12 protein-coding genes are annotated in these 14,950 nt (G+C 68.8%); 1 reads left to right on the forward strand and 11 read right to left on the reverse strand.

The window, feature by feature from the left end:
* Positions 1–207: 207 nt before the first annotated feature.
* The 10 genes from BLW75_RS16345 to BLW75_RS16390 all read right to left on the reverse strand — a co-directional run bounded on the left by BLW75_RS16345 (position 208) and on the right by BLW75_RS16390 (position 12,229).
* Positions 208–1,911, reverse strand: coding sequence for an ArnT family glycosyltransferase (locus BLW75_RS16345; protein WP_091597730.1), 1,704 nt, complete (start codon positions 1,909–1,911; stop codon positions 208–210).
* A 196-nt stretch (positions 1,912–2,107) separates the two neighbouring features.
* Entirely contained in the window at positions 2,108–2,725 is a 618-nt protein-coding gene (locus BLW75_RS16350) for a dTDP-4-dehydrorhamnose 3,5-epimerase family protein (RefSeq protein WP_034313490.1), read from the reverse strand.
* 16 nt (positions 2,726–2,741) lie between these two features.
* On the reverse strand, positions 2,742–3,851 hold the full coding sequence (locus BLW75_RS16355; protein ID WP_034313492.1) for a DegT/DnrJ/EryC1/StrS family aminotransferase: 1,110 nt from the start codon (positions 3,849–3,851) through the stop codon (positions 2,742–2,744).
* Positions 3,848–4,813: an NAD-dependent epimerase/dehydratase family protein gene (locus tag BLW75_RS16360; RefSeq protein ID WP_034313494.1), complete on the reverse strand. Its 966-nt coding sequence runs from the start codon at positions 4,811–4,813 to the stop codon at positions 3,848–3,850. Before BLW75_RS16360 ends, BLW75_RS16355 begins: the two co-directional genes overlap by 4 nt.
* Position 4,814: 1 nt before the next feature.
* A complete protein-coding gene (locus BLW75_RS16365) occupies positions 4,815–6,224 on the reverse strand; it encodes an NDP-hexose 2,3-dehydratase family protein (protein WP_034313497.1) in 1,410 nt (469 codons plus the stop codon).
* Positions 6,225–6,229: 5 nt separating this feature from the next.
* Positions 6,230–7,300, reverse strand: coding sequence for an alpha-hydroxy acid oxidase (locus tag BLW75_RS16370; protein ID WP_034313498.1), 1,071 nt, complete (start codon positions 7,298–7,300; stop codon positions 6,230–6,232).
* The gene (hppD, locus tag BLW75_RS16375; RefSeq protein WP_034313500.1) at positions 7,297–8,358 is read right to left on the reverse strand and encodes a 4-hydroxyphenylpyruvate dioxygenase; all 1,062 of its coding nucleotides are present in this window, start codon (positions 8,356–8,358) and stop codon (positions 7,297–7,299) included. The genes BLW75_RS16370 and hppD overlap by 4 nt, the downstream gene beginning before the upstream one ends.
* Before the next feature lie 102 nt (positions 8,359–8,460).
* Positions 8,461–9,651, reverse strand: coding sequence for a cytochrome P450 (locus BLW75_RS16380; RefSeq protein WP_034313501.1), 1,191 nt, complete (start codon positions 9,649–9,651; stop codon positions 8,461–8,463).
* Between the two features lie 14 nt (positions 9,652–9,665).
* Positions 9,666–11,402, reverse strand: coding sequence for an amino acid adenylation domain-containing protein (locus BLW75_RS16385; RefSeq protein WP_034313503.1), 1,737 nt, complete (start codon positions 11,400–11,402; stop codon positions 9,666–9,668).
* Positions 11,399–12,229, reverse strand: coding sequence for an alpha/beta fold hydrolase (locus BLW75_RS16390; RefSeq protein WP_034313505.1), 831 nt, complete (start codon positions 12,227–12,229; stop codon positions 11,399–11,401). Before BLW75_RS16390 ends, BLW75_RS16385 begins: the two co-directional genes overlap by 4 nt.
* Positions 12,230–12,399: 170 nt before the next feature.
* On the opposite strand from BLW75_RS16390, the gene BLW75_RS16395 reads away from it, so the two are divergent.
* Entirely contained in the window at positions 12,400–13,686 is a 1,287-nt protein-coding gene (locus tag BLW75_RS16395) for an aminotransferase-like domain-containing protein (RefSeq protein WP_034313507.1), read from the forward strand.
* Between the two features lie 177 nt (positions 13,687–13,863).
* On the opposite strand, the gene BLW75_RS16400 is transcribed toward BLW75_RS16395, so the two are convergent.
* Positions 13,864–14,904 (reverse strand): methyltransferase, encoded by a 1,041-nt coding sequence (locus BLW75_RS16400; RefSeq protein ID WP_034313509.1) that lies wholly within the window; start codon positions 14,902–14,904, stop codon positions 13,864–13,866.
* Positions 14,905–14,950: the final 46 nt, after the last annotated feature.

Here is a 14,950-nt window from a genome sequence, read left to right on the forward strand (position 1 = left end):
CTTGACCTGCGCAGCGGGCATTGGTCTCACCTTTCGCGGATCTCAGTGGACAATTCCGAAATTAGGCTTCGCGGATCTCGATGGTCAACGCGTCCAAGCCCCAGAAACCGTTACCGGCTCACGATTCGGGACTGGTGACGACCTGTCTCAAGTGGACAGGCCGCGCAGTGCTTCGACGGCCTACCCGTGAACGGTGCGGCCAAGCGCTCACGGACGGCGGTAGATCGTCATGGAGTGCCCCACCCGCTCCACCGGTGTGCTCCCGGCGATCAGCGCGGCCAGATCGCCGGTCGCACCGCCCGGCTGTCCGCCCCCGCCCGTGCCGCCACCGCCCATCGGGTCGGAGAAAGCCCCCAGTACCGCGGAATCCGACACAGCGAGTACCCCGTGCACCTGGTCCGCCGGGACCGCGAGCGGATCGGCGGCGTCGATGCCGTAGTGCGACGGCAAACCGCTTCCCTGGTAGACGAGCCAGGTGCGCTCACCCGCGTAGTCCTTCTTCAGGCGATCCGCCAGGCGGCCGAGATCCTGCCCCCAGTCGACGTTCGAATCCAGCAGGTACCGATGGGTGTTCTCCGGGCCGCCGAACGCCTCGTTGGAGTACGGGAGGTAGTACGGGAAGGTCATCAGCGAACTGACCGCGGCGAAGGCCACCACGACTACCGCGGCCGCCTTCACCCACCGTCCGCGGACGGCGACCACCGTGGCCGCCGCGACGGCGAGGAACATCGGCGCGAAGGCCAGGTACCGCACGCCGTTGTCGCGGACGATGACCATGGCCGTGGCCATCAGCAGGGCCGTCGGCAGGAGCACGTACGGCGCGGCGGGGCGCAACCGCCGCACCGACAGCAGCACGGCGGCGCCCGCCAGCCAGATCGCCAGCGCGCCCAGCGGCGTCTTCACCAGCAGCGCGGCCGGGCCGTAGTACCAGAGCGATCCCGTGTAGTGCCTGCCGAACAGGAAGTTGTGCCACACATGGTCTTCGAGTTCGAACTGGAACCGCATCCCGTCCTTCAACGGCTGCGGGAACGGCAGCCAGTCGACGAGGGTGCGCAGTCCGTGGAGCGGTTGCATTCCCGACGGCGTCTCCCAGCGCAGCCGCGGATCCACGACGAGGTAGGAGGCCCATACGACGGCGATCGCGATCAGTGCCATCCCTGCGGCCGCCAGCAGGCCGCGGCCGATCAGCATGGCCGGGGCCTTCAGGTCGAGCCCGCGGGCGCGGCGGGCATGCCAGACGGACAGCACGGCCAGCGGGATCAGCACCGGAACCGCCACCAGGGAAAGCACTTTCGTGGCCGTGGCCGCGCCGAGCGCGAGCCCGGCCAGCGGCAGATAAAGACCGGGGCGGCGCCGGGCACGCCACACCAGCCAGACCGACGTCAGCAGGAACCCGGCCACCGGCACGTCGAGCGTCGCCAGCGAGCCGTGCGCGATGACGTCGGGCGAGAAGGTGAACAGGGTGAGCGCCAGCAGCCCGCCGGCGCGGCCTGCCAGATCGGACGCGAACGCGAAGACGACCAGCCCGAACAGCAACGTCAGCAGGATCACCGGCAGCCGCGCGAACAACATCAGCCGTTCCGGATCGTTGCCCGCCTCGTAGACGACGTGCTTGCCGAGCTCCCACTCGTGACCATTGAAGCCGGGGGCGACCTTCGGATCGGTGAAGGCCACCCCGGTCGCGATGATGAGCTTGCCCAGCGGCGGATGTTCGGGGTTGTACCGCAGGCTGTGCTCTTCGAGATAGACCACCGCGGTGCCGACGTAGACCGGCTCGTCGATGGTCGGGGACTGTTCCACGGCGGTCGTGACCATCGCGATCGCCATCTGCGTGAGCAGGGCGATCACGGCGCCCGCGAGCAACCACCGCTGGTGCCGCCGCACCCAGGCGATCCACTTCGAAGTGTCCATTGACGGCTGAAGGCCATCGGTCGTCAAGTTCGGCGTCCTTCCCCCGGCGGGCCGGTGCGCCCGGCCCACCCTGGATATCGATTACCCGGTCGGGCGCCCGCGCCTTCGAGGGCCATCACGGTCGGCGCCGCCGTTCGGGCGGCACCGAGTCGGGTCCGTGATGGCCCTCGTAGGCCGGGCGCGGATGAAGAGAAAGTCAGACGGAGAGCGGAAGAACGGACAGCCGCCGTTCGATCTCCAGGCTGACGTTGTAGTCGGGGAGCATCCCTTGCCCCTCCGCCTCGCCGAGCGTGAGGGCCGCCGTGTCCCGCTCGGACAGGATCGGCACGACGTCGGTGTCGATCGGCAGGCCGAGGGCGGGGTCCAGCGGCGAGAGGGCGAGTTCGTTCTCCGCCACGTAGGGCGAGGAGATCATGTACGACATGACGGTGTCGTCTTCGAGCGCCACGAAGGCGTGGCCGACACCGACCGGGAAGTACATCGTCCGGAAGCTCTCCTGGTCCATCAGGACCGCGTCCCATTTGCCGAACGTCGGCGAGCCGACGCGGATGTCGACCACGATGTCCAAGGCCTTGCCGCGGGGGCAGTAGACGTACTTCGCGGTGCCCGGCGGCGTCACGGTGTAGTGGATGCCCCGCACCACACCGCGTTTCGACCTGCTGTGGTTCGTCTGCGCCACCGGGAAGAGCGGGCCGCCGTGGGCCTCGATGAACGCCTCCTCCTGGTACGGCGAAACGAACAGGCCCCGGTCGTCGGGGAAGACGCGCGGAGTGAACTCGAGCGCGCCTTCGACGGCGAGTTTGCGTGCTTGCACGGTTTTGCTCCTGTGGTCAGAGGGTGGACAGCACTTCGCGGATCGCGTGGACGACCTTGTCCTGCAGGTCGGGCGAGAGCGCGGGGTACATCGGCAGCGAGAAGATCTCGCCTGCCAGCTTCTCGGTGACCGGGAGCGAACCCTTCTCGTAACCGAGGTGGGCGAACCCGGTCATGGTGTGCACCGGCCACGGGTAGCTGATGTTCAGGTGGATGTCGTAGGCCTTGAGGCGTTCGATGATCTCGTCGCGGCGCGGGTGCCGCACCACGTACACGTAGTACACGTGCTCGTTGCCGGGAACGGTCTTCGGCAGCTTCAACTCGGTGTCGCCGAGAGCGTCGACGTAGCGCTGGGCGACGGCGCGGCGGCCCGCAGTGTAGGCGTCGAGCCGCTTGAGCTTGCGCCGCAGGATCTCGGCCTGGACCTCGTCCAACCGGCTGTTGTGGGCAGGCGTCTCGACCGTGTAGTAGCGCTCCTCCATGCCGTAGTACCGCAGCCGGCGCAGCTTCGCGGCCACGTTCCCGTCGGAGGTGATGGCCGCGCCGCCGTCTCCGTACGCGCCGAGCACCTTGGTGGGGTAGAAGGAGAACGCGGCCGCGTCGCCGGTCGTACCCGCGATGGTGCCGTTCTGCCGCGCGCCGTGCGCCTGGGCGCAATCCTCCAAAATGGACAGCCCGTGCTTCGCGGCGAGTGCCTTCAGCGGCGCCATGTCCACGCATTGGCCGTACAGGTGCACGGGCACCAGGCATTTGGTGCGTTCGGTGATCGCGGCTTCGACCTGAGCGGTGTCCATCAGGAAGTCGTCCTCGCGGACGTCGACGAAGACGGGGGTCGCGCCCGTGCCGTCGATGGCGACGACGGTCGGGGCTGCGGTGTTGGACACCGTGATCACCTCGTCGCCCGGGCCGACGCCCAGCGCCTGGAGGCCGAGCTTGATCGCGTTCGTCCCGTTGTCGAGACCGACACAGTGCCCGGCGCCGTGGTACGCGGCGAATTCCGTTTCGAAACCGCGCAGGCTCGCGCCGAGCACGAGCTGCCCCGAGTTGAAGACCGTCTCGACCGCGTCCAGCAGATCGAGCCGCTCGGTCTCGTATTCGGCGAGGTAGTCCCATACGCGCGTGGTCATGTGCGAGCCTTTCCGTGAACTGGGGTGGTCAGCGCGGCGACGGTGCGACGCACTCCTTCGGGCAGTGAGATCTCCGGACGCCAGCCGGTGACCGCCCGGAACGGCGTGGAATCGATGGTGACGCTGCGCAGATCCGTCGACGGCGCGTGCGACGGAGGATCGACGCAGAGCACGTCCACCGGGCCTCGTCCGGTGTGCGCGGCCATTTCCTTCGCCACGAGCCGGAAGACGTCGGCCAGCTGGTCTCCCCGGCCGGCGCCGAGCAGCCAATGGCCGCCGATCAGCGCGTCCGGGGCGGCCAGCGCCGCGGTGAACGCGGTCGCGATGTCCTCGACGTGGACCAGGTCACGCCGCACCGTGCCGTCGCCCCAGATGGTGAGGTCCTGCCCGTCGAGCGCGCGCCGCGCCATGGCCGACACGACGCCGCGGTCGGAGTTCGCGCCCTCGGTCAGGGTCTCGCCGAACACCGTGGGCAGCCGCAGGCTGATCCCGCGCACGCGGCCATCGGCCGTGGCCTTCTTGAGGACCTGCTCCGCCGCCAGCTTCTGCCGGTCGTACGGGGTGCCCGGCTCGTCGGGCTCGCTCCCGTCGATCGGCTCCCGGGGCGGCACCCCGACCTGCGACGCGGCACCGCCGTAGAGCACCAGCGGCTTTCCGCCGACCACGTCGACGAGATCCCGCATCACGCCCAGGTTCACGCGTTCGGCCTCTTCGGTCTCGGCGACCCGCCAGCCGCCGTCCGCGAGGAGCAGGTACACGATCGCGTCCGAGCCCGCGACCGCTTCGGCCAGCGCGGCGCGGTCGGTGAGATCGGCGGCGACGACGGTCGTTTCGGCCTGGCCGTCCGGCGGCGTGACTCGCCTGCGCGACACCGCGCGCAAGCGGATCGGTTGCCGCGCCAGCGCGCGCGTCACGGCCGAGCCGACGAAACCCGACGCCCCGAGGACGGTGATCTGCTTCATTTCATGCCTCTCGTTGCGGCTGCGCCGTCGCGGCGTTGATACAGGCGAGCAGGGTGCGGGCTTCGACGTTGACGTAGTGCCCGTGCCGGGTGAGCGCGGTGAGCTGGCCGGGGGTGACCCAGGCGTAGCCCGGCGGGGCCTCGACCGTGTCGTCCGCCTCGATCGCGAGATAGCGGGCCCGGACGTTGAGGAAACGGCCGCCCTCTTCGGAATGCATGGCCTCGTAACGGATCCGCGATCGCGGCGCGTTCAGCACGAAGTCGAGGAAGGGCGGGCGGCTCTCCGCGGGCAGATGCGCGTAGTTCTGCGGCGTGCACTGGACGGTCGGCGCCAGCTCGACCGTGTCCAGGAATCCGCCGTCGGCGCGGGCGTGCACCAGCACGTGGGGCACGCCGTCGATCTCGCGGACGAGGAACGCGACCACACCCGTGCCGACCGATTCCAGCAACGGCTGGGTCCAGCTGATCTTCTCGCGGTTGCTCCCTTTCACCGCGACCGCGAGGACCTTGAAGTACCGGCCGTCCTCATGCTCGATCGCCTCCACTCCCTGTTTCCAGCCGCAGACGTCCGTGAGCGGGATACGCCGCGCGCGCACGTCGTGGCGCGAACGCTCGTTCGTGAACCAGGACAGGAGCTGGACGTCGGACAGCAGCGCGCCGGGAGCCTCGTCGTGGTACGGCAGACAGGACAGCACGCTCCTGGCATTCATGTTGATCGTCTCGTCCTCATGCATCAGCTCCGCGATCTGGCCGAGGGTGAGCCAGCAGAAGTCGTCCCACATCGGCACGTCGTCGACGGTCTCGACGATCATGTTGCGATTGGACTTGCGGAAGAACCACGAGCCCTGCTCGGCCTGGAGGACGTCGACGATGATCCGCTCCGGATCGGGCGGGGCGAAGTACTCGATCAGTTTGACGTTCGTGCCGCCGTGCGCCTTGGTGTAGTTGCTGCGGGTGGCCTGCACGGTCGGCGAGAGCTGCACCAGGTTGGGGTTCCCCGGCTCCATCTTGGCCTGCATGAGGAAATGCAGAACGCCGCCGAACTCCTTGGCCAGGATGCCGAGAATGCCCACCTCGGGCTGTTTGATGACCGGCTGCCGCCATTCGCGGTACGGGCCGTCGCCGTGGGGGCCGTCGGCCTCGACCACGTGCAGCCCCTCGATGGCGAAGAACCGCCCGCTGCTGTGCACGAGGTTCCCGGTCACGTCCTCGAACCGCCACTGGTCGAGCTCGGCGAAGGGAATGCGTTCGACGTGGAAGACGTTGGCCTCACGGCGTTCGTCGATCCACAGGCGGACGTCCTTGGTCGGCATGTGGACCCCGTCGGTCGTCGCGGCCGACAACGCGATGCGGTCCGCGTGGTCGCGGTCGTCGCGAGGGCGCACCGCGCGGGGTGCGAGAAGGGGCAGCATGGACCTCACCTTTCGTGCCGAGTGCTCAACCGCCGGATCGCGCTCACCGAATCGCAGCCCGCCAGGCCCATCGCGTTCCGGAGTTCGACGGCGAGCAGGTCGAGCACCTGGCGGGCGCCGTCCTGGCCGTCCGCGGCCAGCCCCCACATGAACGGCCGTCCGACCAGGACCCCGGACGCGCCGAGCGCGATCGCCTTGAGCACGTCCCCGCCGGTCCGGATCCCGCCGTCCAGCAACACTTCGCAGCCGCCGGAGACCGCGTCCGCGATCTCGCCCAGCATCGTGATCCCCGGTACGGCGCCGTCCAACTGACGGCCTCCGTGGTTGGACACCACGATCCCGGCGGCCCCCGCGTCGACGGCCCGCACGGCGTCCTCGACCGCGAGGATCCCCTTGAGCACCACCGGAAGGTCCGTGTGCGCGCGGACGGCCTCGACGGATTCCCAAGTGGCCGGGGCGAATTCGCGCGCGGTGTGGTCGGCGACGGCCGAAAGCCCCTCGGTACGCCGATGCGCGGCCGCACCGGCGTCGAAGTTGGCCGCCGTCACCGATTCCGGCAGCGCGAAACCGTTCCGCATGTCCCGCAGCCGCCGTCCCATCCACGGCACGTCGACGGTGAAGACGATCGCCTCGCAACCGGCGTCCTCCGCGCGGCGCACGAGCTCCAGCGACCGCTTTTCGTCGCGCAACCAGTAAAGCTGGAACCACGGCCGCCCCCCGACGGCCGCGACCTCCTCCAGCGGGACACTGCTGAGCGTGCAGATGGTGTACGGCACGCCGGCGTCCCGCGCCGCCCGTGCCGCCGCGAGTTCGCCTTCGGGATGGAACAGCCGCTGGTACGCGACCGGCGCGACCGCCACGGGAAGCGCGGCGCGCCGGCCGAGAACCTCGGCCTCGGTGGTGCCGCCGGAGAGTTCGCGCAGCATCCGGGGGATCACGAAGATCCGCTCCAGCGCGGTGCGATTGGCCTCCAGCGAGGCCTCGGCCCCGCTGCCCCCGGCGAGAAAATCCCAGATCTCGCCGGGGAGGACCGCCCGGGCGGCACGTTCGAGGTCGTCGAGGCAGAGCGGGGTCATCGCTGGGCGGGACCGATCTTGCTCTGCCCGGTGCGCTCCAGCTCCACGGCTTCGTACAGGGCCTTGATATTGGAGCTGCCGAACGTGCCGGCGCCCTGGCGCTCGATGATCTCGAAGAAGATCGTCTTACGCGGATGCGTGGAAGCGGTGAAGATCTGGAACAGCTGGCCGCCGTGGTCCTCGTCGGCGAGCAGCTTCGTCTCGCGCAGGTCGTCCAGCGAGTGCGTCTCCAGCTCGATCCGCTCGCCGAGCAGGTCGTAGTAGGCGTCCGGGGTCTTCAGGAATTCCACGCCACGCGCGGAAAGCTCCTTGACCGCGCGGACCGCGTCCGGGCTGGTGAACGCGATGTGCTGGACGCCGGAGCCGTGGTGCTCCTTGATGAAGTCGTCGATCTGGCCGGGGTCGGCGGTCTTGTCGGGCTCGATCAGGGTGAGGGTGACCGCGCCGGAGGTGCTCTGCACGACGGTGGAGTTCATCGCCTGGGCACCGACCACGATGTGCTCTTCGAAGATCTGCTTGAACCCCAGGGCGCGCTCGTAGTACGCCACCGTGGAAGCGAGGTCGCCGGCGTTCAGGCAGACCGCGAAGTGGTCGATGGCGTTCAGGTCCACGCCGCCCTTGCCGCGGAAGGCCGCCGTCGATTCCTCGGTGTCGTCGCTCTGGACCAGTGTGTGCACGACATCGCCGAAACCGCTGACGGTGGCCGTGACTACGGAGTCCGCGCGCTTCTCCGGCTCACGGATGGGCTGCGCGCCCGCCTTCACCGCGGTCTCGAAGGCGGCGGCCACGTCGGGAGTGCGCAGCGCGATGTCCGCCACCCCTTCACCGTGGGTCTGCAGGTAGGTCGCCCCCGGGTGCCGGTCGGTCAGCGGCTCGGTGAGGACCAGGACGATCTCGGCGTGCCGCAACGTCACGCTCCGGTGGTCGTCCGACCGGTCCGTGGCCGCGACGGAGAAGTCGTACCTGTCCATCCAGCCGGACGCGGCGGCCTCGAGGTCGGCCACGTACATTTCCACATAGTCGATCTCGAAATTCTGCGTGCTTTCGTGAGAAGACAAGACATTCCTCCGTGGAATAGATGTGATCCTCATGCACAGGATGGCGCGAAGCCCATTCCCCATCAATGGTGTCCGCTTGACAGTTCAGTCCAGATAGGACAGTCAGCGGCCGGTGAACCGCACCGAGAGTTCCCGGTAGCCCTGCACTACGACCGCCCGCAACCAGGACGGCTCCTTCGTCAGTTCCACTCGCGACACTCGTGCGGCCACCTCCCGCAGCACGACCGCCAGCTCGATCCGCGCGAGCGCGGAGCCGAGACAGTGGTGCATACCGTGCCCGAAAGCGATGTGCCGATTGGGTTTCCGCCCGGGGCGGAAGGTGTCGGGATCCTCGAACACGGCGGGATCCCGGTTCGCCGCGGGCAGCCACGCGACCACCGGCGTCCCCGGTTCCAGGTCGCGGCCGTTGAGGGTGACCTCCCCGGTCGTCACCCGCAGAACGTGCATCGCGGGCGACGTCCAGCGCAGCACCTCGTCCACGACGGTGTCGACGTCCACGTCGCCGTCCCGCACCCGCGCCAGGAGCCCGGGCACGGTGGCGAAAGCGTGCACCGCGCCGGTGATCGCGTGGCGCGTCGTCTCGTTGCCGCCGATCAACACGTTGTCGCAGTTGAGCAGGACGTCGTCGATCGACAGTTCGTCGTCGGAAAGCAGGGTGCTGACAAGGTCTTCGCCGGGGCTCGCGCGGCGTGCGGAGATCAGTTCGTCGAAGTAGACGAGGATCTCGGTATGCGCCTGGCGCGGGGTCATCCCGTCGAACAGCTCGTCCTCACCGCCGAACGCGTGATTGGTCAGGTCGATGAGCATGTCCTGGTCCTCGGCGGGCACACCGAGGATTTCGCAGACGACGGCGGCGGGGATCCGCGGCCCGATCGCCGCGGCCACGTCGCACACTTCGCCGTCGAGCACCCGGTCCAGGACTCCGGAGACCTCGGCTCGCACCCGCTCCGAAAGCTTCCGCGCCGCCGCCCTCGACAGCAGCGGCCCGACCAGCTTGCGCAGCTTCCGGTGCTGATCCTGTTCGGAGACCACCATCATCTGGCCACCGGAGTTGTCGGGATGCTCGCGGTCGAAACCGATCATCATCCCGTATTCCGAAGTGAACGGGGCCGACGGCCCGAGCACCGCGGCACACGCCCGATGCGAGAACACGGACCAGAATCCGCTGGGTGAGCTGCCGGGCTCGCTCCACACCATCGCGTCTTCCGCCGCGTAGGCACGCCACCGGTCGTGCCGGTCCAAAGTCGTGTAGAGGTCGGGATTTCCGAGGTCGACGGCTGTCGTCGTCTGCATGAATGGTCTCCAGATCAGGTGTGTGCGCCGTCGAGCACCTTGGCCAGCCGGGCCACCGTCGGCGCGTCGAAGAACGCCTGCACCCTCAGCCGGATCTTCAGGCGTTCCCGGATGCGGCTCACGAGCCGGGTCGCGAGCAGCGAATGGCCGCCGATCTCGAAGAAGCTGTCGTCCACGCCGACACTGCTGACGCCGAGCACTTCGGCGAACAGCTCGACCAGGATGATCTCCGTGGGAGTGAGCGGTTCCCGGCCCGCCGCCGCGCGCCCGGCGTGCTCCTCTTCGGGAGTGGGCAGGGCGACCCGGTCGATCTTGCCGTTGGGCGAGACCGGCAGGCTCGGCAAGCCGACGATCACGTCGGGCACGAGATAGCCGGGCAGCTGCGCGCGAAGGGGCGTCAACAGCCGTTCGGCGGGGACGCGCTCTCCGCCGGTGCCGACCACGTAGGCGACGAGCCGGTTCTCGTGCTCGGTCACCACCGCCTGGGCCACCCCGTCGACCGCGAGCAGCGCGGCCTCGACCTCGCCCGGTTCGATCCGGTGGCCGCGCACCTTGAGCTGGTCGTCGACCCGGCCGACGAAGACGTACTGGCCGTCCGGGCGCGTGCGGACCCGGTCCCCGGTGCGGTACATGCGGCCACCCGGTGCGCCGAAGGGATCCGGCAGGAACCGTTCCGCGGTCGCGGCCGCTCTTCGGAGATAACCGCGGGCCAGGCCGGGCCCCACCGTGTACAGCTCGCCGACGTCCCCGTCCTCGACGGGGCGCAGCCTGTCGTCCAGGACGTAGGTGCGGACACCGGTGATCGGCCTGCCGATCGGCGGCGTCTCCTCACCGGTCAGCGGCTCGCTCGCGGTGACCGCGACCGTGGTCTCGGTCGGGCCGTAGGCGTTGATCATCACGCGGTCCACCGCCCACCGTTTCGCGACCGGGGCGGGGCACGCCTCACCGGCGACCAGCAGCGTCAGTCCCGTGGGCAGGCCACCCGACTCCTCCAGCGGCGCCAGCGCGGACGGCGGCAACGTGACGTGCGTGATGCGCTGGTCGCGCACCAGCCGGGAAAGCGGCTCGCCGGGGACCAGGTCCGGCGCGGAAGCCAGCACCAGGCAGCCACCCGCCTGCCAGATCGGCCAGAACTCGGCGACGGCGGCATCGAAACTGGGCGAGGCGAAGGCCAGCAACCTGCTGTCCGGCCCCAGTTCCTGACGGCGCACGTAGTCGTCGGCCAGGTTCGGGATCCCGCGGTGCGTGACCAGCACGCCCTTCGGCCGCCCCGTCGAACCGGAGGTGTAGATGACGTACGCCGGGTGGTCGGGACGCAGCGGGCCGAGGCGGTCCCCGTCGTCCAAGTCCGGCTCGGACAGCCCGGGTTCCCGTTCCACGCTGAGGACGACGGGGGCGCCGTCCACGTCCTGCCCCGGCAGGCACAGCAGGCAGTGCGCCGCCGCGTCGTCCAGCATCTGCCGCTTGCGTTCCTCCGGATAGTCCGGGTCGACCGGGACGTACGCGGCGCCGGCCTTGTGCACGGCCAGGATCGCGATGACGAACTCGATCGACCTCGGCATCGCCAGCGCGACGAGCCGCTCCGGGCCGACGCCGTGCGCGACGAGCCGCCGGGCGAGCCGGTTGGCCTCGCCGTTCAGCTCGGCGTAGGTGAGGGTGGTGGTGTCCATCGCCACCGCCTGCCGATCCGGCAGCACGGCCGCGGTCGCCTCGAACAGTTCGGGTGTCGTGGCCGCCGAAAGGACGGTCATACGGTCTCTCCCAGTGTCTCGCGCGATCCGGCGCGGAAGAACCGGATCAGCTCGCGGTTCACCGCTTCCGGGTTCTCCAGGTAACCGAAATGCCCGCACTCGGGAATCGTGCGGTACGTCGCGCCGGGGATCGCGGAGGCCAGCTCCAGTCCGCCGGCGGGTGGCGCCACGAGGTCGTGCTCGAACGAGATGACGTGACAGGGCACCTTGATCGCCTTGTAGGCGTCGTGGCGGTCGGGCAACGCGCTCACCAGAAGCTGTGCGCGGACACCGGGTCCCCAAGCCCCGGACGCCGCGAACAGGTCGAGCCAGTCGGCCGCGGCGTCGTCGTCGGCGAGGGTCGCGGGCCCCAGGTTGTGCATGGCACGGACGGCGGCGAGGAAACCCGGCGGCAACTCGATGCCCTGCTCGATCAGCTTCGCCTCGCCCTCGGCGAGCTCCCGCTGGACGAGGCTGCTCTTGCCACAGGCCGCCATCAGCACGACCGAATCCAGCAGTTCCGGTTGGGCGAGCGCGAGTTCCTGCGCGATGTACGAACCCATCGACGTGCCGATCACCCGGCAGGGCACGGCGTCGAGATACTCGATCAGGGAGGCCACGTCGTCGACGAGGTCCGCGATCGTGAACCCGCCCGCGCCGTCGTCGCTCGGCGGGATGCCGCGGTTGTCCATGGTGATCACCCGGAAACCGGCGGCACGGAGCGCGGGAACCTGATGCAGGTCCCACACCGAACTCGGCGCGCCGGTGCCGGTCAGCAGAAGGACAGGCGGGCCGTCACCACAGTCGTTGTAGGACAACCGGATCCCGTTCTCGGTTGTCATCAGCATGATGCTCCTTGAGGGAAAATGGCCGCTGCGCCGAGATTCGATGAAGGGGCGCGGAGCCGACCGTACCTTCGGGGATCGAGTGTCCGAACCATCGGCGATGGACATTCTCCGAAAATGGCGTCCACGGCCTGTTCTTGACACCTGAACGGCGCATGGAAATCCTAGTATTCATGGATTCAAACGGTCTGTCCACTCACTGGAACGTGGAAACGCTGCATGGATCGCTCACCGATCCGGCCATCTCGTCGATGAATCTGCTCAACGAACTGATCGACGAATACCCTGTGGCCATTTCCATGGCGGCAGGCCGGCCGTACGAAGAGTTCTTCGACATCCGGCTCATCCACGAATACATCGACGCCTATTGCGCGCATCTGCGCGAAGATCGAAAACTGGACGAGGCGGGGGTGACCCGCACACTCTTCCAATACGGCACCACCAAGGGCGTCATCGCCGATCTCATCGCCAGGAACATCGCGGAAGACGAGAACATCGACGCCGCCCCGGAATCCGTCGTCGTGACCGTCGGCGCTCAGGAGGCCATGTTCCTGGTCCTGCGCACGCTGCGCGCGGGCGACCGGGACGTCCTGCTCGCGCCCGCCCCCACCTACGTCGGGCTGACCGGCGCCGCGCTGCTCACCGACACCCCCGTCTGGCCGGTGCGCTCGACCGAGAACGGCATCGATCCGGACGACCTCGTCCTCCAACTGAAGCGGGCCGACGAACAGGGCAAGCGGGTGCGGGCCTGCTACGTGACCCCCAACTTCGCCAATCCCACCGGCACCAGCATGGATCTGCCGTCGCGACACCGGCTCCTCGACGTCGCCGAGCAGAACGGGATCCTGCTCCTGGAGGACAACGCGTACGGGCTGTTCGGCTCCGAGCGGCTGCCCTCACTGAAGTCCCTCGACCGGTCGGGTTCCGTGGTCTACATCGGCTCCTTCGCCAAGACCGGCATGCCCGGCGCCCGCGTCGGCTTCGCGGTGGCGGATCAGCGGATGGCCGACGGCGGCCTGTACGCCGACCAGCTTTCGAAGCTCAAGGGCATGCTCACGGTGAACACCTCCCCCATCGCCCAAGCCGTGATCGCCGGGAAACTCCTGCTCAACGACTTCAGCCTCACCAAGGCCAACGCGCGGGAAATCGCCATCTACCAGCGCAATCTGCAGCTGACGCTGGGCGAACTCGACCGCAGGCTCGGCTCGTGCGCCGGCGTCACCTGGAACACCCCGACCGGCGGCTTCTTCGTCACCGTCACGGTCCCGTTCGTCGTCGACGACGAACTGCTGGAGGTCGCCGCGCGCGACCACGGGGTGCTGTTCACGCCGATGCACCACTTCTACGGCGGCAAAGGCGGATTCCACCAGCTGCGGTTGTCGATCAGCCTGCTCACTCCGGAACTGATCGAGGAGGGTGTCGCGCGGCTCGCGGCGCTCATCACGCCGCGGCTTCCCTGAGTCGCTCTGGTACGGGAAAGGCCCCCATCCTCGCGGGATGGGGGCCTTTTCGTGTTGGGCCGTGTCTCGGGGTGCTGCGAAAGCCACGCCTCCGGGCCGCGACCGACCCCGGAAATACATGAAGGCCCCCTTCATTGCGTCTAGCGCAGTGAAGGGGGCCTTCACGTACTTACCCGATCAGGGCTTGGTGCCGGTCACCAACGCGTGCTCGAACGGCAGCTCCACCGAACGCACGTCCACACAACCCACCGACTTCAGCCACGCCGACGCCTCGGCCTGCGGCCAGGCCATCCCGCGTCCGGTGGCCAGAATGTTGAGGTACAGCGAAAGCCGCGCCGACAGCGGGCCGCCGGTCTCGTCGTCCGCGGCCGCGAAGCCGTAGATCGAGATCTTCCCACCGGACGGCAGCACCTCGTACGCCTTGGCCAGCAACATGACGGACTGCTCGGCGGTGAAGGTGTCGAGCACGTGGCTGAACAGAGCGTGGTCCGTGCCGCCGGGGAACGCATCGGTCAGCAGGTCGGCCGGGTGCAGGGTGAGCCTGTCGGTCACCTCGGCGGGCACGCGCTGTTCGGCCAGCTCCACGCTGCTCGGCAGATCGAGCAACGTGGCCTTGAGGCCGGGGTTGGCCTTCAACAGGGCCGCCGCCGTGGTGCCGTCGCCGCCGCCGACGTCGAGCAGATGCCGCGACGACTTGACGTCGATGTGCTCCAGCAGCCCCGGCATCGTCTGCAGTGAGAACGCCGACATCGCCGTGTAGAAGATCCGCGCCTTCTCCGGGTCGTTGCCGAGCCGCGCGTACAGCGTGTCCCCCGGGCCGTCGAGGGCGTCGAGGGCCTCGTTGGTGCCGGCGCGCAGCGCGGAGGTCATCCGCGCGAACGCCGGATAGTAGATGGTCTTCCAGCTGAGCAGGATGTGCTGCCAGCTCTCCGGTCCGGTCGTGGCGAGCAGTTCGGTCGCGACCGGGTGGTTCACATAGTCGACGCCCCGCTTCTCGATCAGGCCCGTGGTCGTCAGGGCGAGCATCAGCACTCGGACCTTGTGCGGCTCCAGGCCGGTGAACTCACCGAGCGCCGCGGCGTCGGCGCCGCCACGCTCTTCCAGGAAGTCGAAGATGTCCAACTCGATACCGGACACCACCGCGTTGAACAGGGCGGGACCGTTGGCGATCAGCTGGAAACGGCGGTGAACCTCGGTGGAGTCGAGCGATTCCTGCATCGGCAGTTTTCCTTTCCGGCCGGCGGAGATTTCCGCAGACGTTGAG

Origin of the sequence: Amycolatopsis lurida, from assembly GCF_900105055.1 — a bacterium.
Taxonomy (GTDB): domain Bacteria; phylum Actinomycetota; class Actinomycetes; order Mycobacteriales; family Pseudonocardiaceae; genus Amycolatopsis; species Amycolatopsis lurida.